The organism is Euzebya tangerina (genome assembly GCF_003074135.1).
In the GTDB taxonomy this organism is placed as follows: domain Bacteria; phylum Actinomycetota; class Nitriliruptoria; order Euzebyales; family Euzebyaceae; genus Euzebya; species Euzebya tangerina.
Genome location: NZ_PPDK01000002.1, coordinates 525400 through 543544 on the forward strand (window position 1 = coordinate 525400; position 18145 = coordinate 543544).

Here is an 18145-nt window from a genome sequence, read left to right on the forward strand (position 1 = left end):
CATGAACCGCCCCAAGCACTCCCTGCCCGCCCGCCTCCGCTCCGCTGTCCTGATGGCAGTCGTCGGCCTGTTGGCCACGGCCTGCGTCTCGTCCGAGCCGCCGGCCACCGACGCCGCCCCCGTCGTCCTCCCGGTCGTCACCACGCAACCGGCGATGCCGCCGGAGGAGACGACCGAGGCTGACATCCAGGCCATCGAGGACTACTGGGATGCCCGCAACGCGGCGTTTGCCGCTGGTGCGGAGGCCGGCCTGGCCTTCGTGGTGGCGAACAACCATCCGTTGCTCACCTACACGGTGGATGACTGCCGTGAGGCGTGGTTCGACGGTGAGATCCCGGTCGGCTTCTCGGAGTCCAACGAGCTCGTCGAGGGCTCGATCGAGTCCGACACCGGCTGGACGATGGTCAGTGGGCCGCTTGCCGGCCGGGATCTCGGCCAGGGCCTGAAGACCATGGTGGTGTCCTTCACCTACGACGGACAGCTGCTCCGTGTCGCCGACCGCGTCGCGAACGTCCACCTGCAGGTGAACGGCGACGACGTCCGCCACTTCCTCCTCTGCGAGGACGCGGAGATCATCGTGGCCTCCGCAGCCACCACGCAGACCGCAGCGACCCCGGTCGGGACGACGCCAACCGCGACGACCACGACCCCGACGCCCACGACACAGCCCTCGCCCACGGCAGCCCCGGTGACGCCGACGACCCCGGCGACGCTTCCGCCGATCACGGCGACCCCCGGCACCGGTGGCGGCAGCGGCGGCGGGGGGACCCCCGATCCTGATCCGACGCCCACCGAGGAGTGCATCGAGTCCAACAGCCTATTCGCACCGAGCGACGGCGGGCCAGGGGCATCGGCAGGCGACTACGAGCTGGGCGTGCCGTGCACCGATATCGACAACACGATCGGCCAGGATGGCGGCACGTCGGAGCCCGAGCTCGGACCGTAATCACCCGCTGGTCACGTGGTGCCTATTCCACTGTGAGTGCAGACGAAGGGGCGAGCCGGATGGCTCGCCCCTTCGCCGTCGTCGCTCCTAGGCCGACTGCAGCCGGTCGGCGTCGATCGCGAACAGGTCGTCCGCACCGGCCGTGGTCGCGTCCAGCAGGCCGTGCACCGTGGGGAGGATGTTGTCGCAGTAGAAGCGGGCCGTCGTCAGCTTGTCCGCGTAGAACGGGTCCTCCTCGCCCGCCTCGATCTTGGCCTGCGCCGCCTTGGCGCCGACGGCCAGGAGGTACCCGGCGACGGTGGTCGCGAACATCCGCAGGAAGGGGGTCGCGCCGCCGAAGGACGCGGAGAAGTCGGTGCGGTTGGCCATCAGCCACGTCGTGGCTTCTTCAACCGTGTCAAGCGCCTTGACGAGCTGAGAGCCCATGGCTCCATAGGCCTCGTCATCCAGGCTCTCGGCGACTTCGCGCATCTCGGCCATGAACCCCTTGACGTAGGCGCCGCCGTCCATGGGCAGCTTCCGACCCAGGAGGTCCATAGCCTGGATCCCGTTGGTTCCCTCATAGATCGGTGCGATACGGGCGTCACGGAAGTGACGGGCAACACCGGTCTCCTCCACGTATCCCATGCCGCCGAAGACCTGTATGGCGATGGACGTCAACTCCACGCCGAGGTCGGTCGACCACGCCTTGCTGAGCGGGGTCAGCAGGTCGGCCATCTTCCGTTCGTACTCGGCCTTCGCCTCGTCGGGGGAGTGGTGGGCGTGGTCCAGCGCGGCAGCGTTGCGGTAGGTCAGCGCCCGCATGGCCTCGATCTGGGAGCGCATGGTGAGCAGCATCCGACGGACGTCCGGGTGGGCCACGATGCGGGACTGACCCTTCTCGGTGTCCTCGTCGCCGGGCGCGAGTCCCTGCCGCCGTTCGATGGCGTAGTCCACGGCCATCTGGTACGCCCGGTCGGAGATCGCGAGGCCCTGCACGCCCACGCCGAGCCGGGCGTCGTTCATCATCGTGAACATCTGCCGCATGCCCTGGTTGGGCCCGCCGACCATGTAGCCGACGGCGTTGTCGTACTCCATCACGCAGGTGGGGGAGGCGTTGATGCCCAGCTTGTCCTCGACGCCGACGACCTGGACCGCGTTGCGGTCGCCCAACGAGCCGTCGTCGTTGACCAGGAACTTGGGGACCAGGAACAGCGAGATGCCCTTGGTGCCGACCGGCGCGTCCGGCAGTCGGGCCAGGACCAGATGGCAGATGTTCTCGGTCAGGTCGTGTTCGCCCCAGGTGATCCAGATCTTGGTGCCGGTGACCGCGTAGGTGCCGTCGTCATTCGGGACGGCCTTGGTGGTCAGGGCGCCGACGTCGGAGCCGGCCTGTGGCTCGGAGAGGTTCATCGTGCCCGACCACTCACCGGTGACCATCTTCGGCAGGAAGGTCTGCTGCAGGTAGTCGTCACCGTGTTCGAGCAGGTCGACCACGGCACCCGTCGTCAGCAGCGGGTTGAGGCTCCAGGCCATGTTGGCGGCAGTGATCATCTCCTTGGCCGCCGTCGCGACCGCGGTCGGGAAGTTGCCACCGCCGAACTCCTCGGGGAACTGCAGCGCACCCCAGCCCGACTGCACGTAGGAGTCATAGGCCCCCTTGAACGACTCAGGGGTGGTGACGCCGCCGTCGACCATGCGGGAGTGCTGGATGTCGCCGTCCTCGTTGGTCGGCGCGACCACCTCTGAGCAGAAGCGGCCGCACTCGCGCAGGATCCCCTCCACCAGGTCGGACTCGGCGTGAGCGAAGGCATCGATCTGGGCGATCTCGTCGAGGCCGGCCACGTGTTCGAGGGTGAACATCATGTCTTTGACAGGGGCGCGATAGCTCATGGGTCTGAACTCTTCCAAGGATCTCGGGGTCCCCGCGAATGTACCCCGGGGCCAGGTCCGGAGAACAAACTGCGGCGGCCCTGTCAGCGGTCCAGGAAGTCGGCTATCTCTGCGATGACGTCGGCCCGTCGGAGGATGAGGTGATGGCCGTACCGGGAGGTCTCGATCAGCGTTGCGTCGACCCACGCCGCCGCGAGCGCCCGGACCTCGACGATCGGGACCGCCTCGTCGTCGACGTCATGGATGAGGAGTGCGTCGACTTGGAGATCGGCTGTTGCGCGGTAGGCGTTGGTCCAGGCGTACACATCCCCTGGGAACCGGCTCCGTCCGTCGGCCTCGAACGTGGCCCGCTCCTCGGCGGTGGCCTCGACTCGGTCGAGGAAGCGATCCACGGACTCTCGCAGCCTGGGCAGCATGCCGACGCCCACGAACCGATCGGCGTGGGCGCCATCGCGCATCGCCATCAGGGCGGCCAGCGCACCACCGGAGTGGCCGACGATGGCGTGCAGCGGATGGGCGGCCGCGATGGCGCCGATGACCTGGGCGAAGTCCCCGAACGTCGCCGTCCCATCGGCGTGGAACGGGGGCGTCCGACCGTGTCCGGGTAGGTCGGGGAGGATGACCCGTATGCCGGCGTCGACGAGGGCGGCCACGATGAACCCCAGCTGATCGGATCCGCCGGACCAGCCGTGTGCGGCCAGGACGGTCCGGCCGGCTTCCACCGTCCGCCCAGCACCGATGGTTCGGACACGGACCATGTGATCGCCCACATGCAGAACCGATTCATCGGCCCCTTCCAGCTGCCGGGACTCCCGAACGCGCCTGGGTGGATCGACCGGGGTGAGGTACTGCGTCAGCAGGTCACGCACTCCTGCCCCGCCATGATGGCCGGGCGTCAGGAGCCAGCCCCTGTTGGCTTGGCGACCACGGTGAGCAGTTCGTAGCTGGCGCACTCCTCGCCCCGTTGGTTGGAGATCCGAGTGTCCCAGCGGACCTCTCCGTACGGCTGGTCGGTCCGGGGGGACTTCTGCTTGCAGGTCAGCGTGACCGTCATCTCATCTCCCGGGTAGAACGGCACGCCGAAGTGGAGGTCGTTCAGGCCCTGGTTGGCCAGCAGGGGCCCCTTGGGCGCGTGGACGAACATGCCGGCCGCCCAGCTGAGGAGCAGGTAGCCGTGGGCAACCCGACCCTCGAAGAACGGGTGGTCGGCCACCGCATCCGCGTCCATGTGGGCGTAGAAGTGGTCGCCGGTCGAGTGGGCGAAGGCCTCGATGTCCGCCAAGGTCACCTCGCGAGGGCCGATCGTGACCTGATCGCCGATCTGGACGGACTCCAGATCCATGGCCATCGGGTGCACCTCGGGGGAGCGGGCCTCAGCGCCCGGCAGCCAGGTGCCCGTCGCCGCCGTGATCAGCGCCGGTGGGCCCTGCAGCGCCGTGCGCTGCATGAAGTGGAAGATCCCGCGGACCCCACCGAGTTCCTCACCGCCGCCGGCACGACCCGGGCCACCGTGGACCATCGTCGGCATGGGCGTGCCGTGGCCGGATTGGCTCTTCGCCACGCTGGCATCGACCATGTGGATGCGCCCGTGGTGGGCAGCGGCCCCACCGACGACGGCCGCGGCAACCGACCGGTCGGTCGTGAACAGCGAGCCGACCAGACTTCCGTCCCCGGCGGCGGCCAACGCCACCGCCTCGTCCACGTCCTCGTACCCGATGATGGTCGTGACCGGACCGAACGCCTCGACGGTGTGGAGTGGCTCGGCCCACGGATCGGCGGCTCGCAGGACGGTTGGGGCGAGGAACCCGGCCTGGTCCACGTCGCCCTGCAGCGAGGGGCTCTCGGGATCGCCGGTCAGCACCTCGGCATGGGTCGACAGGGCCTCCACCGCCTCCAGCACGGCCTGACGCTGGGCTGTGGTCACCAGTGGGCCGACCGTGGTGGTCTGGTCCCGCGGGTCACCGACGACCGTGTCGCCCAACCGGTCGAGCAGCGCCTCGGCGACCGCATCGCCGAGGGCGTCCGGCACGATGACGCGACGGATGCAGGTGCAGCGCTGGCCGGCCTTGGCGGTGATCTCGCCGACGACCTCGGCGCAGAACAGCTCGAACTCGGGGGTTCCGGGACCGGCGTCAGGGCCGAGGATCGCGCAGTTGAGCGAGTCCTGCTCGGCGTTGAACGTCGCGCCGCTGGCCAGGAGCGACGGGTGGGCCTTCAGCGTGCGGGCTGTGGCGGCCGACCCGGTGAAGGCGACCACGTCCTGGCTGGTCACGTGATCGAGTAGGTCGCCGGGTTCCCCGACAACGAGTTGGATGGCTCCGTCGGGCAGGTGGCCGGCCTTGATGATCCGCCGCACCACGGCCTCGGTCAGCTGGGCCGTCTGCGGTGCCGGCTTGACGACCGAGGGCATGCCGGCGATGAGCGCCGGGGCGAGCTTCTCAAGCATCCCCCACACCGGGAAGTTGTAGGCGTTGATCTGCACCACCACACCCTGTCGGGGTGTGTAGACGTGCTGCCCGACGAAGGACCCGTCGCGGCTGAGCTGGACCGGCGGGCCGTCGTGGATGACGTGACCGTTGGGCAGGGCCTGCCGGGCGGCGGAGGAGAGCGCTCGAGCGGTGAGGAACCCGCCCTCGACGTCGTACTGGCGGTCGGCCGTGGTCGCGCCCGTGGACCAGGACAACTCGGCGAAGTCCTCACGGCGGGCCATCAGGTCCTGTGCCATCAGCTTGACGGCCACGGCACGCTCGTGGACGGTCATGGCGCGCAGGGCGGCCCCGCCGACGGTCCGCCCGTGGTCCAAGATGCTGCCGAAGTCGAGGCCATCGGAGGAGGCAACCGCGACCGGGGTGCCGGTGGCGGCGTCGCGCATCAGGGTCTGCTCGCCGTCGCCGGTGACCCAGCGACCTTCGACGTAGCTCTGCAGGGTCAGCACGGCTCTTCTCCTGATGGTCGCGGACGGGCCCGGTGAGGGGCGGGCCGGGTGGAGGGGCGCATCATAGTCGTGGTGCCAGGCGTGCTCGTGGTGTGCGTACGACGCAGAGCCCGTGCAACTCCTCCAGTAGATGCGCAGGAGACGCACCGCTGGCCACAGAGGACGTCGTATTCCTAGGATGTTGGTCGGCCGATTCCCGTCACACGACATCTGGACCCCCGATGAACGACCTCACCCCGGACCCCGACACCCTGGATCCCATCGAACGGGCGTCCACGGCCGAGCTGCGCGAGCTCCAACTCGAACGTCTGCAGTCGACGCTTGCGCACGTCTACGCCAACGTGCCGCACTACACCCGGGCGTTCGACGAGGTGGGCGTCCGTCCGGAGGACTGCCGGACGCTCGGCGACCTGTCCCGCTTCCCCTTCACCGTCAAGACCGATCTGCGCGACAACTACCCCTTCGGCATGTTCGCCGTCCCAAGCGATCAGGTCTCCAGGATCCACGCCTCGTCGGGCACCACCGGGAAGGCCACCGTGGTCGGCTACACCGCCGAGGACATCGACATGTGGGCCGACGTGGTGGCCCGGTCGCTCCGTGCAGCTGGGGTCAGGCCCGGCATGCGCGTCCACGTCGCGTACGGGTACGGGTTGTTCACCGGTGGACTTGGTGTCCACTACGGCGCCGAGCGGCTGGGTTGCACCGTCATCCCCGTGAGCGGGGGCATGACCGAGCGGCAGATCCAGCTGATCCAGGACTTCGAGCCCGAGGTCATCCTGGTCACGCCGTCCTACATGCTGGCACTGATCGACGAGATGCGCCGGCAGGGCGTGGACCCGGCGTCGACCAGCCTGCAGGTCGGGATCTTCGGCGCCGAGCCGTGGACGGAGGCGGTGCGCCAGGAGGTCGAGGACACCGTCGACATGCATGCGGTCGACATCTACGGGCTGTCGGAGGTGATCGGGCCTGGTGTGTCCCAGGAGTGCGTCGACACCAAGGACGGTCTGCACATCTGGGAGGACCACTTCTATCCGGAGATCATCGACCCCGAGACCGGCCAGGTGCTACCGGACGGCGAGGAGGGGGAGTTGGTCTTCACCTCATTGACCAAGCAGGCCATGCCGATCATCCGCTACCGAACCCGCGACCTCACACGGCTGCTGCCCGGGACTGCCCGGCCGTCGATGCGACGGATGGAGAAGGTCACGGGCCGCAGCGACGACATGATCATCCTCCGAGGTGTAAACGTCTTCCCCAGCCAGATCGAGGAGCTGCTCCTCGACATCGACGCTCTCTCCCCGCACTTCCAGTGCGTGCTGACCAAGCCGGACCGGATGGATGTGCTGACGGTCATGACCGAGTCCCGGGAGACGCTCTCGCCGGAGGCGGCCCGGGCGGTCGCCGGTCGGTTGGCCTCCACGGTCAAGCAACGAGTCGGCGTCACGGTGGAGGTCGAGGTCAAGGATCCGGGCGGTCTCCCCCGGTCGATGGGCAAGGCGCAGCGACTGATCGACAACCGGCACTGACCGACCCGCCCGGCGTGGCGCCGACGCTGGGCTGACCTCGCGTTCGGAACCGAAGCGTCGGCGGATGCAGGCGATTACCCGACCCGCTGGACGGGTCTGCCTCGTTTTGGGATGCCAGACACGGTGATGCTGGGAGTACGGCTCAGCCATTGCTCCGACGCCGAAGGGGGCCGGCACGAGCCTGCTCCGAACAACCCATCCCCCACACGAAGGACACCCCTCATGCGATCCCCACTCAAGTTGCGCGGCCTTGCGCTGCTCTTCGTCTTCGCCCTCTTCGCCGGTGCTTGCGCCGCCGAGGACGACGCGTCTGACGCCGAGCCAACTGACGAGGCCATGGAAGAGACCGAAGCCATGGACGACGGTGCCATGGAAGAGACCGAGGCCATGGACGACGGTGCCATGGAAGAGACCGAAGCGGCGGTCACCGACTCCGCAGAGGCGTGTGACGCTGACGCCATCCTCGCAGCCGTCGAAGGCGGTGCCGAGGAGGGCACGGTTGCCGGTATGACCGACGACCCGGTCGCCACGGCCGCGTCCAACAACCCCGTGTTGACCACGCTGACCACCGCGGTCGGAGCAGCTGGACTGGGTGACACCCTGAACTCCGCTGACGCACTGACTGTCTTCGCACCGACGGACTGCGCCTTCGCTGAATTCGATCAGGAGACGCTCGAGGCTGCACTGGCCGATCCGGCCGGCCTCCTGACCTCCGTCTTGGGCTACCACGTGATCCCCGGCGAACAGGTCGGGTCCGAGAACATCGCTGGTGAGTACACCACCTTCACCGAGGAGGCCCTGACGGTCGAGGGCACCACCGTCGCCGGTCAGGCCGAGATCGTCGTCCCCGACATCCAGACGGCGAACGCCACCGTGCACCTGATCGACACCGTCCTGGTGCCTCCGAGCGTCGCGGGTGAGTAGCTGACCCGGACTCCAGAGGTCCAACTCCCTGAGGACCTCGCAAACGGCCATCCCACTCTCCGGAGGGATGGCCGTTGGTGTGTGGCAGGCGATCACCTCGTGCCAGACTTGTGGCGGTGAGCCCCGAATCGACCTGCTGGATGATCCGCCTGCCGCGCCGCGGCTCCCACGCTCGCGACTTCGTCGCCGAAGGAATGGTCAGCTTCGGCTGGGATGCCGATCTGACCGGCGACCTCTCGGCGCGCTCGGACGCGCAGGTGTACCTGGATCTCGAGGCTGCGGGACTTGCCAAGCCGGAGGACCAGATCAAGGACCTGCGCATGTTCGCCGACCGCATGTCGGCCGGTGACACGGTCGTGGTCCTCGACCACACTGCCGGTGATCTGCTGTTCGGGGAGATCACCGGTCCATATCGCTATGCCCCGGCGGGTGGCTCACATCACCAACAACGTCCGACGCGGTGGTTCGGTCGTCTGGCCAGCGACCAAGCCGACCAACTCCTGGTCGCTGCGATGACCAAGGGTCGCCACCGCATTCGCAAGCTTCCCGAGCAGACGCGCTGGCAGCGCCTGGCCGGTGAGGTCGACGACCTCCTCGGGCGGCCGGCCACCGACGTTCCCAGCCGATCCCGTACCGCGACGGTTCGGCGGCGAGCCACCTCCCGGGCCTCCAGCGCACCGAAGAAGACGGTGGTGCCCGACCGCCTGTGCCCCTCCTGCGGCCTGTTGCGCGCGCCGTCGCTGTTCCCCGACGGCGACGAGTACTGCCGGGACTGCGCCTAGATCACTTCGACTTGCTTGCCCAGCGGGTGGTGACCTGCGAGGGTCTGCCCGGATTCGCCGGAGAAGCCGCAGCGCGCAGTCCGGCCACACATCCACGCGGAAGCGAGACTCCATGACACGCCGTTCCATCCTGTTCCTCATCGTCGCCGGGGTGTTCCTGGTCGCCGCACCCGGTGCGATCGCGGAGCTCACCGAACTCTCCCAAGGGGTCAGCCAGGGGTCGGGGCTCTCCCAGTTCCACCAGTACACCCACATCCAGGCTTCGATGTCGCAGCGCGATGTGCAGTCGATGCCGGCCGCCAACTGCGTCGAGGGTGAGGCGACCGTGACGGTGGACACGGCGACGGAGGTGTTCGCCTGCAACAACGTGGACCTGCTGGGCCACGTCTCGCCTGGCGACCTCGGATTCTCCTTCGTCAACGACATCTGGGGCTGGACGGACGGTGAGACGGGGAAGGACTACGCGTTGATCGGAGGGATCGAGGGCACGACGTTCGTCGACTTCAGCGATCCGACAGCTCCTGTCGTGCTGGGCCAGCTTCCGACGGCCACGGCCACCAACTCGCCGTTCTGGCGCGACATCAAGGTCTACGCCGATCACGCATTCGTGGTGTCGGAGGACCTCGGTCACGGGATGCAGGTGTTCGACCTGACTCAGCTGCGGGACGTCGATCCAGCTGCTGCGCCGGTCACGTTCACCGAGACCGCGTTGTACACCGGCACCTCCAGCGAGCCCGTCGGCAGCTCCCACAACATCGCCATCAACACCGATTCCGGGTTTGCCTACATCGTCGGAACGCGCTCGTGTGGTGACGACGGGGCGATCGAGAACGCACCGGAGAGCAACGGCGGCTTGCACATGGTCGACATCTCCGACCCCGCCAACCCGACGTTCGCTGGCTGTGCTGGAGCACAGGGGTACGTCCACGACACCCAGTGCGTCATCTACGACGGTCCGGACAGTGACTACACCGGCCGCGAGATCTGCCTCAACTCGACCGCTGTGGAGGGGGACATCGGTCCGATGCCGTCCTTGTTCGCAGCCGAGGAGCGGATCAACACGCTGTCAATCGTGGACGTCACCGACAAGTCGAATCCGCTCATCCTGTCCAACGTCGAGTACGACCTCGAGGGGTACAGCCACCAGGGATGGTTGACCCAGGATCATGCCCACTTCCTCCACGGCGACGAGCTCGATGAGATCGTGGAATCCAACACCGATGGGTCGAACCAGACGGTGACGCGCATCTGGGACGTCAGCGATCTGGACGCCCCTGTGCTGGTCGAGGCCGTCGAGCTCGGCCACGTCGGCATCGACCACAACATGTACGTCGAGGGTCGTTACATGACCCAGTCGAACTACACCAACGGACTTCGGGTCCAGGACCTCGTGGGCGTCGCAGATGGCGAGCTGACGGAAGTCGGGTTCTTCGACATGTTCCCCGAGGACGACGGCCGTGACCCCGACGGCGTGGTCACGACCGATGACTTCCCCGGTACCTGGAGCAACTGGCCCTACGCCGCCCAGCCTGGCGTGGTCGCGGTCTCATCGATCGACCGCGGCCTGTTCATCCTGCGGCCCATCGCCGTCGACGCAGGCGGTCCGTACGCCGGTGACGTCGGTGACCAGATCACCCTGGATGCTTCGGGCTCCATGGACGCGGAGGCGCTGAATCTGACCTGGGACATCGATGGCGACGGTGAGTACGACGATGCAACCGGCATCAACCCGACCATCGACACCAGCAACCTCCCGCCTGGCGACAGCACCGTCTTCGTGCGGGGAAGCTACGACGACGGCAGCGCCGCCGTCGACTCGGCACCGCTGACCCTGAACGCCGGCGAGCCCTCGGGCCCCGGGGACCCCTCCGACCCCGGACCTGATGAGCCCACCACAACCGTCCTGCCTTCCCAGGAGGAGTCACCGGACCGGTCCATCGTCTGGTCGGAGTTGGCCTTCCCTGACGGCGGTGCCGACGTGGTCCTGATCGGCCGCGATGACCTGTTCGCCGACTCGCTCGCGTCGGGCGGGGCCCAGGGCACCCTGAACGCCCCGCTGCTGCTGACCGGGACCGAGGGTCTGGACGCAGACGTGGCAGCGGAGATCGAACGACTCGGCGCTTCCCGCGCGATCATCCTGGGTGGGGAGGTGGCCCTGTCCGCGCAGGTGGCGACCGATCTCGCTGCTGTGGTCGACACCGTCGACCGAGTTGAGGGCCCGACCCGTCTCGAGACGGCAGTCGACCTTGCGGACGAGATCACCGAGGACACACCAACCGACACCGTGATGCTCGCCCGGGCCTACCCGAGCGACGGTGACGGCGACCCGACGCAGGCGTTCGCCGATTCGTTGGCTGCCGGTGGGTGGGCTGCCGAGGCGACGATCCCGGTTCTGCTGACCCAGACCGACGTGCTCAGCGCGCCGACATCGGCGTGGCTGGGGGCACACGGCGTCACCAATGTCGTCGTCATCGGTGGCGAGGCGGCGATCAGTGCCGACGTGGTCAGCTCCTTGGAGAGCGCTGGCATCACCGTGACGAGGACCGAAGGGCCCAACCGCGCCGGGACCGCCACGGCGATCGCAGCTGCACGAGGTGCTGACACTGCTGCAGACGCGGCAGCGAACATCCTCGTTGACGGGGCCGCTGAGTTCGGTTGGACGGATGCCTTCCCGGCAGCGCTGTACGCCAGCCAGGAACTGCGGCCGATCGTGCTCACCGCTGACGACGTGATCCCGCCCGAGACCACGGTCTACCTGACGGACGGAGGGACTGACCTGGTCTGCGGCACCCTGACATCGACTACGGCCTGCACGGCCGCCGGTGTCCTGCTCGGCATCGACTGATCCGCCCAGCACCAGGCGGCGGCGATCACCTCGACCTCGACCCGCCAGGTCGGGTCCAGCGTGGTCACCACCACCGCCGTGGTCGGGACGAGTCGCCCGCGCAGGGCCCGGACGCGTGCCGCAGCGTTGCGCTCCGCATCCTCCGGCGTGGTCAGGTAGGACGTCACCCGAACGACGTTGTCCAAGGACATGTCGCGGCGCTCAGGATCCGGGCGATGTTCGACCAGACCAAGCGCAGTTGCTCGTCGAGGTCGGCGGGTGCCTCCCCGTTCGGATGCAGCCCCATGGTCCCCGCGACGTAGACGGTGCGGTTGGGGGCGCTCACCTCCACCGCGTGGGACCAGATTGACCGTGAAATCGTCCGCTGCTGGACGAGCGACAGCCGGGTGACGGCGACGCAGCTTGCCGATCACCTCCCGCTCAGTGTCTCCGCGACGACCGAACGTCTCCGACGCCTGAGAGCCTCAGGGCTGATCCGTCGGTTCACAGTCGAGTTGGATCCCAGCGCAGTCGGTCGACCGATTCTCGTGTTCGTCGACATGCGGTTGCGCCGCGGTGTCTCCAAGGCAGAGGCCGATGCGGCGCTCCTCGACGTGCAATCGATCTTGGACGCAGTTCATGTCACCGGGCGCCCCATGACTACGAGCTGCGAGTCGCGGCGGCAGACATCGCCGACCTCGACCGGACACTGGCACAGCTCGTCGAGGACGTGGGCGCTGAGGAGACGATGACGCGGGTGGTGCTCCGTCAGCTCGACGGGTTTCCGCGCCCGCCCTCGCTCGACCTGCCGTGAACAGCAAACGGGCCCGCCAGGTGGCGGGCCCGTCTGTGCAGGGCGACCTGCTAGGAGTCAATTCCCAGCAGATCGGCGGCGGCCTCACAAGCGGCCTCGGTCGTCAAGCTCGCGCAGACCAAGGGGGTGCCACCGTCCGTGAGATAGGTCTCCGTCTCGGGGGGCACGGTGTCTCCCGAGACCAGGACGATGGGTGTCAGCTGCTGGCTCGCGAACAGGGCTGCCGGGAAGGCGTCCGCCCAGGCATCTGCGTTCGCGCCGTCGACCAACAGCGACGAGTCAGCGTCGGCTGCGGTTGCTGCGCCTCTCGCGGCTGCGATCGACACTGCTGTCTCAGCACGACTCTCGCCGCCGACCCGGGTCACGGTGATGCCCAGATCCTCTAGGTCGGTCACGACCTCGTCACTGATGGCCAGGTTGCCACCGATGACGACGACGTTGGCGATGTCGTTCGACTCGAGCCACTCCGAGGTGGAGGTGCTGAGCACGTCGGTCTGGGTCAGCAGAAGCGGCAGTTGCACGTCCGCGGCGTGCGCACCCGCGGCCAGCGCGTCGGCGAAGGCCTGGGTCGGCTCGCCATCGTCAGCCGGGTACGCACGGGCCAGGATGGCCGTGTCGCTGCTCGTGTCGACCAACTCGTCGGCCACCGCAACCGCGGTCTCGAGCCTCGTCGGGCCTTCGACGCGGTCAACGGTGTCGACCACATCCTCCAGATCGTCGGCGACCTCTTCGGACAGGGCGTCCACACCACCCAGCAGGATGGCCCGCTCAGCACCGAGACGTTCGATCTCGTCCGCGACGCGGTCGTCAAGGCCTTCGCCGGGTGTCAGCAGCAGCGGTGCGCCCAGGACACCCTGTGCGCCTCCAGAGGACAGGGAGTCGGCGAAGAGGTTGTCGCGGCCGATCAGGACGGTGTCAGTTGACGTGTCGTCCTCTTGAGCGAAGCGGCCATCGGTGTCGGTCGGGGTGTCGCTGTCCGGCGGGAAGACCAGCTGGGAGAGCTCGATGGACCGAGCGACGTTGTCGTCGGCTTCGAGCTCGGTGACCGACGCTTGGTCGCCTGCCTGGAGTGTGACGGTTGCTGATGCCGGGTCGCCCGGGATGTAGTCGTCGCCAGCGATGACGGTCAGTTCGACCGTGCCGTCCTCTTCGATGGCGTCAAGAACCTCGATCGGCAAGGACGCCTCGGTCTCGCCGGCGTCGAAGGTGATCGTGCCGGTCGGCTCCACGTAGTCCTCACCGATGGCAGCGGTGCCACCCAGTTGGTACTCGACGGTCAGCGCCTCGATCGCAGACTGCGCCCGTGTCAGGGTGAACTCGCCGTCGGTCTCGGCATCCGCGGTCTCCACGGTGGCCTCGACGGTCACGACGTCCTCCAGGTTGGGTGCCAGGAGGAAGAGACCGCGGTCCTGGCTGCTGACACCGATCAGTCCACGCTGTGCGAAGTACGGGTAGTTGCTCCACAGCCCGCCGCCGAACTCGGTGACCGGGTTGGCATCGTCGTCGGGGAAGGTGTCGAACCACGCAACCTCGCTGAGCTCACCGCCCGGCGTGCCGAGTTCGATCAAGTCGAACACCCGCAGACCGGAGGTGTAGTTCGCCGCGTAGACGTAGCGACCTTGGGTGTACATGTTGTGGTCGATCGACACCTCGCCGTTGTTGAAGGTGCTCTCCACCGAGGGGTTGTCGAGGTCGGTCACGTCGAAGACGCGGGTGGAGGTCTCCTGCACCGTCCCGAGCACCTCGTCGCCCTCGTCGTTGTGGATGAAGCGGGTGTGATCCTCGGTCAGCCAGCCCTGGTGGGAGTAGCCGGAGGTGTCGTAGGGGATCCGCGCCAGCGGGATCGGGTTCAGCTTGTCGGTGACGTCGACGATGGAGAGGTAGTTCTCACCCATCGCGGCGTACTCGATGCCGTTGGAGTTGAAGCAGATCTCCTTGCCGACGTGTTCGGCGTCCGGCCCGTCGTAGATCACGCACTGGGTGTCGTGGACGTAGTCGTGCGTCTGGAAGCAGCCGCCGAACGTGGGATTGGCCGGGTCGGCCAGATCGATCATGTGCAGGCCGTTGCCGCACAGCGCGGAGTTGCTGTTCAGGCCGATCTCGCCGGACTGCGGGAGGGAGTTGATGATGGCCTCACCATCACCCTGGGACACCATGACCGAGGGGATCGTGATGGTGTCGTCGGCTCCGGCCATGTCGAAGCTGCCCGGGCCGGAGTTGACGACGATGAGGGCAGAGGCACCCGCGGCCTGCGCATTCGCGGCCTTCACGGTGAAGGCACAGCTGCCGCGCAGCGCGATGGCGATCTCACCGTCGAGCGTCTGCGTCAGTTCGGTGCACGCGTCGGTTGTGGTGTCGGAGTTGGTGTCGACGACGCCGTCATCGGTCAGGATGAAGTCGCCCGTCTCCGGCGGGTCACCCGGTGCGGGACCAAAGGCCGCGCCGCTGGCCAGGTACGTCGGACCGCCATCGACCCGGACCTCGTAGGGGCGCTGGTCGGAGGTCGGGCCAGCGCCGACGGAGTAGGCGAAGCCGGTGTCCTCGTTGATGAAGATGTTATGGGCCGAGCCGTGGCCCGTGTAGAGGTTGTCCACGTCGTACGTCGTGTACGTCCCGTTCCAGTCACGCAGCCTGGTCAGGTCGAACACCTGGACGCCGTGATCGTCGTGCTCGGACACGATGTAGGCGTAGTTCTCATAGACCTTGATGTCGCGCCACACGTCGCCGCCCTGGCTGGAGGCTGTTGGCAGGAAGCCGTAGACCTCCGGCGACGCCGGGTTGGTGATGTTGACGAAGGCCGTCCCGGTCCGCGACCCGACCAGCGCGTAGTCCTCGCCGCTCTCAGGATCCGTCCAGCCCCACATGTCGTTGAGCACGGTCGTCCCGAGTTCCTCGTGTGACACGTGACCGACGAGATCGATGTTCTCGCAACGGAACTCACCGGCCATGCCGTCGATGCACTCGGCGCTGTTCACGCTGATGTCGGCAACGCTGTCGACCTCGAAACCGGTGCACTCGGCAACCGAGTCGCCGATCAGGGAGGTGAACACGTTGACGGCGTCCAGCACAGCACCGACGGCCCCCGTTGCAGCGGGTGGCGCGACCGTGCAGCCATCGTGAGCCTGAGCGGTCTGCGGCACCGAGAACAGCATGGTCGCGGCCAGCGCGATGGCCAGCAGCGTGGCGGCAGCCCGACTGGGATGGTTGAGGGAGCGGTGGGACACTGCGGTTCCTTCCGAGAAGCCCGCAGGCGGCGGCCATACGGGAGGCGACGGATCGACGGAGAGCGGCGTGCTCACGTCGGATTCAAGCGAACCTAGGCCAGACGACCCGCCGAGGTCAAGCGGTTGTGCCAGAATCCGGTGGCGTGAAGACCACGAGTCAGCATCGAGACACCTCCACGGGGGTCACCCGAGCCGCAGCGACACCTCTGGGCAGGGCCGCCGGTTGGATGCTCCTCGTCCTTGGCGCGCTCAACGCGGTCCTGGCCGTCGTCAGCATGTCGACGGATGTGATCAACCTGAACGCCTCGGCGCAGGGTGGTTTGCTGGTGGCCGGGGTGGTCACGGTTGCGGCGGGGGAGTTGGTTCGGCGGGGGTCACGACTGGCGCTGTACGTGTGCTTGACCGTGTTCGGCAGTCTGCTCTTCCTCGAGCTGACGACCCGGTCGCCGGACGACGACACCAGTGCAGCGCCCCGCCTGGTGGTCCTGTCACTGGTGACCCTGGTGTTGGCGGCTGCGGCGGTGCTGGGTCGGCGCCGCTGATCGCTACGAGCCGATTGTGCGGTCCAGGAAGCCGATGATGTCCATCGTGACCTCGTCGCGATCGGTCTCGTCGAGGATCTCGTGGCGTGCTCCCCGCGGACAACGTCTTCGGCCGGGCCGATTGCCTGGCCTGGGGACGCTGGTGGGTCGTTCACCAGCCGCGCTGGCGCCACTCCTGAAGGCTGGGCCGCTCCTAACCCGGGTTGTGTCGTCACCGTGACCCTGGATAGACCCAGACATCGTCGCCCAACGGCCCGAAGATCTCGGACTCGAGGGAGTCCATGGTGACGTCGAAGGCATCGGCGCTGCCGAAGGTGTTGCCCGGTCCACCGGGGAATCGAGACCCTGCGGTGTACATCAGCTAGGTCTTCGGTGCAGCTGCCATGGTGACAAGCGTGGGCTGGTTACTGGTACCGATATGGTACCGTATTGGTTATGGCCATGAACGTCCGGTTCACCGACGAGCAGACTGCCGCCCTCAGGGCACGGGCTGACACCGAAGGCCGCTCCATGCACCAGGTCGTCACCGCGGCGGTCGAGGAGTACCTCATGCGGCGAGCCGATGGCGAGTTGACCCTTCGACTGGCCGAGGAGGGCGCCGAGCGCTTTGCGGCCCTGCTTGCTCGACTCGGTGAGTGAGCCGGTCAACCACCTCACCACCGAGCAGGCCCTTGAGATCGCGCGAGTGGCCACCGGCGAACCCGTTGTCGTGCGCGATCTCGGTCTCCTGGATGCGGCGGTCAACCGGCCCCGAGCATCCCTGTTCGGCCAAGACGCCTACCCCGACGTGTGGCACATGGCCGCCGCGCTCCTGCACTCGATCGTGAGCAGTCACCCACTCGTCGACGGGAACGAGCGACTGGGGTGGCTCGCCACCTGGGTGTTCCTGGCCAAGAACGGCGTCCTCTTGGAACAAGTCGACGCCGACGCGGCGTACGATCTGGTGATCGCGGTCGCCGACGGATCCTTGCGCGACGTTCCCGATATCGCCCGGGAGTTGCGCCGGCTCAACCCACGCTGATGCCCTGCCGTCACGCTATGGGAGCAGCATCGAGCTACCAGCCGCGCTCCCGCCACTCCTCAAGACTCGGACGCTCGTCCCCAATCGTGGTGTCGTCCCCGTGCCCCGGATACACCCAGGTGTCGTCCGGCAGGCTGAACAGGTGCTCGACGACGTGCTCGTAGGCCACGTCGAACTCCTCGCGAGAGTGTGTACGTCCTATTCCGCCGGGGAACAGCGTGTCTCCCGTGAACACGTGTGACTCCCCGAGCAGCACCGAGGTCGACCCTGGGGTGTGACCGGGGTTGTGGATCAGGCGCACGCCGGCCGATCCGAATGACAACTCGACCCCGTGGTCGACGTGCCGGTCAGCCTCGACCGGGATCATGTCGTCGTCCGCCGGGTGGTAGACGACCTCGGCCCCCGTCGCCTCCGCGACCGCAGCCAGGGCTTGCCAGTGATCCTGGTGCCCGTGGGTCGTCATGATCGTCACCACGTCAAGGTCCTCGACAGCCTCGAGGATCCGCTCGGCATCGTTGGCTGCGTCGATCAGCAGCGCCTCGCCGCCACTGACCAGTACGTAGCAGTTGTTGTCCATGGGGCCGACGGAGAGCTTGCGAATCTCGACGTGACCGCCCTGACCATCGCCCACCTGTCTCACGGCCGCCGGGCCGCCGGTCTCGACATGGCCACGTTCCGGGTATGACGCATCGGTGCTCATGGCTCCTGTTCTACTGCATGACCGGGAGTGGCGGC

At 67.6% G+C, this 18145-nt stretch carries 15 protein-coding genes and 1 pseudogene; 9 read left to right on the forward strand and 7 right to left on the reverse strand.

Annotated elements, in window-relative coordinates; translation table 11 throughout:
* The first annotated feature begins 1 nt into the window (after position 1).
* Entirely contained in the window at positions 2 to 946 is a 945-nt protein-coding gene (locus tag C1746_RS18190; RefSeq protein WP_116716166.1) for a hypothetical protein, read from the forward strand.
* Between the two features lie 87 nt (positions 947 to 1033).
* Here the strand turns inward: C1746_RS18190 and C1746_RS18195 are convergent, their stop codons facing one another.
* The 3 genes from C1746_RS18195 to paaZ form a co-directional block, all read right to left on the reverse strand.
* Positions 1034 to 2818, reverse strand: a complete 1785-nt coding sequence (locus tag C1746_RS18195) for an acyl-CoA dehydrogenase (protein WP_116716167.1) — start codon at positions 2816 to 2818, stop codon at positions 1034 to 1036.
* Positions 2819 to 2901: 83 nt separating this feature from the next.
* A complete protein-coding gene (locus C1746_RS18200; RefSeq protein WP_162867917.1) occupies positions 2902 to 3576 on the reverse strand; it encodes an alpha/beta fold hydrolase in 675 nt (224 codons plus the stop codon).
* 137 nt (positions 3577 to 3713) lie between these two features.
* Positions 3714 to 5753 carry a phenylacetic acid degradation bifunctional protein PaaZ gene (gene paaZ, locus C1746_RS18205; RefSeq protein WP_205711979.1) on the reverse strand — a complete coding sequence of 680 codons (2040 nt, stop codon included), beginning with the start codon at positions 5751 to 5753 and terminating at the stop codon, positions 3714 to 3716.
* Positions 5754 to 5974: 221 nt separating this feature from the next.
* Between paaZ and paaK the strand changes: the two genes are divergently transcribed.
* The 4 genes from paaK to C1746_RS18225 all read left to right on the forward strand — a co-directional run bounded on the left by paaK (position 5975) and on the right by C1746_RS18225 (position 11830).
* A complete protein-coding gene (paaK, locus tag C1746_RS18210; protein WP_116716170.1) occupies positions 5975 to 7279 on the forward strand; it encodes a phenylacetate--CoA ligase PaaK in 1305 nt (434 codons plus the stop codon).
* Between the two features lie 222 nt (positions 7280 to 7501).
* Positions 7502 to 8203, forward strand: a complete 702-nt coding sequence (locus tag C1746_RS18215) for a fasciclin domain-containing protein (RefSeq protein ID WP_116716171.1) — start codon at positions 7502 to 7504, stop codon at positions 8201 to 8203.
* 116 nt (positions 8204 to 8319) lie between these two features.
* Complete coding sequence (locus C1746_RS18220; RefSeq protein WP_162867918.1) at positions 8320 to 8985, forward strand: hypothetical protein; 666 nt, start codon at positions 8320 to 8322, stop codon at positions 8983 to 8985.
* A 112-nt stretch (positions 8986 to 9097) separates the two neighbouring features.
* Positions 9098 to 11830 carry a choice-of-anchor B family protein gene (locus tag C1746_RS18225; protein ID WP_116716173.1) on the forward strand — a complete coding sequence of 911 codons (2733 nt, stop codon included), beginning with the start codon at positions 9098 to 9100 and terminating at the stop codon, positions 11828 to 11830.
* 17 nt (positions 11831 to 11847) lie between these two features.
* Here the strand turns inward: C1746_RS18225 and C1746_RS23255 are convergent.
* Positions 11848 to 12212: pseudogene (locus C1746_RS23255) on the reverse strand (RidA family protein); the annotation flags it as partial.
* 4 nt (positions 12213 to 12216) lie between these two features.
* Between C1746_RS23255 and C1746_RS23260 the strand changes: the two are divergent.
* Positions 12217 to 12561, forward strand: a complete 345-nt coding sequence (locus tag C1746_RS23260) for an Lrp/AsnC family transcriptional regulator (RefSeq protein WP_414627975.1) — start codon at positions 12217 to 12219, stop codon at positions 12559 to 12561.
* A 112-nt stretch (positions 12562 to 12673) separates the two neighbouring features.
* Here the strand turns inward: C1746_RS23260 and C1746_RS18245 are convergent, their stop codons facing one another.
* Complete coding sequence (locus C1746_RS18245; RefSeq protein ID WP_116716174.1) at positions 12674 to 15847, reverse strand: choice-of-anchor B family protein; 3174 nt, start codon at positions 15845 to 15847, stop codon at positions 12674 to 12676.
* A 143-nt stretch (positions 15848 to 15990) separates the two neighbouring features.
* On the opposite strand from C1746_RS18245, the gene C1746_RS18250 reads away from it, so the two are divergent.
* Positions 15991 to 16389 carry a hypothetical protein gene (locus tag C1746_RS18250; protein ID WP_162867920.1) on the forward strand — a complete coding sequence of 133 codons (399 nt, stop codon included), beginning with the start codon at positions 15991 to 15993 and terminating at the stop codon, positions 16387 to 16389.
* A 211-nt stretch (positions 16390 to 16600) separates the two neighbouring features.
* Here the strand turns inward: C1746_RS18250 and C1746_RS22210 are convergent, their stop codons facing one another.
* Positions 16601 to 16747, reverse strand: coding sequence for a hypothetical protein (locus tag C1746_RS22210; protein WP_162867921.1), 147 nt, complete (start codon positions 16745 to 16747; stop codon positions 16601 to 16603).
* Between the two features lie 77 nt (positions 16748 to 16824).
* On the opposite strand from C1746_RS22210, the gene C1746_RS18255 reads away from it, so the two are divergent.
* Entirely contained in the window at positions 16825 to 17028 is a 204-nt protein-coding gene (locus C1746_RS18255) for a CopG family transcriptional regulator (protein ID WP_116716176.1), read from the forward strand.
* Positions 17021 to 17410 (forward strand): type II toxin-antitoxin system death-on-curing family toxin, encoded by a 390-nt coding sequence (locus tag C1746_RS18260; protein ID WP_116716177.1) that lies wholly within the window; start codon positions 17021 to 17023, stop codon positions 17408 to 17410. Before C1746_RS18255 ends, C1746_RS18260 begins: the two co-directional genes overlap by 8 nt.
* Positions 17411 to 17444: 34 nt before the next feature.
* Here C1746_RS18260 and C1746_RS18265 read toward each other — a convergent pair whose 3' ends face one another.
* Positions 17445 to 18110, reverse strand: a complete 666-nt coding sequence (locus C1746_RS18265; protein WP_116716178.1) for an MBL fold metallo-hydrolase — start codon at positions 18108 to 18110, stop codon at positions 17445 to 17447.
* Positions 18111 to 18145 lie beyond the last annotated feature (35 nt).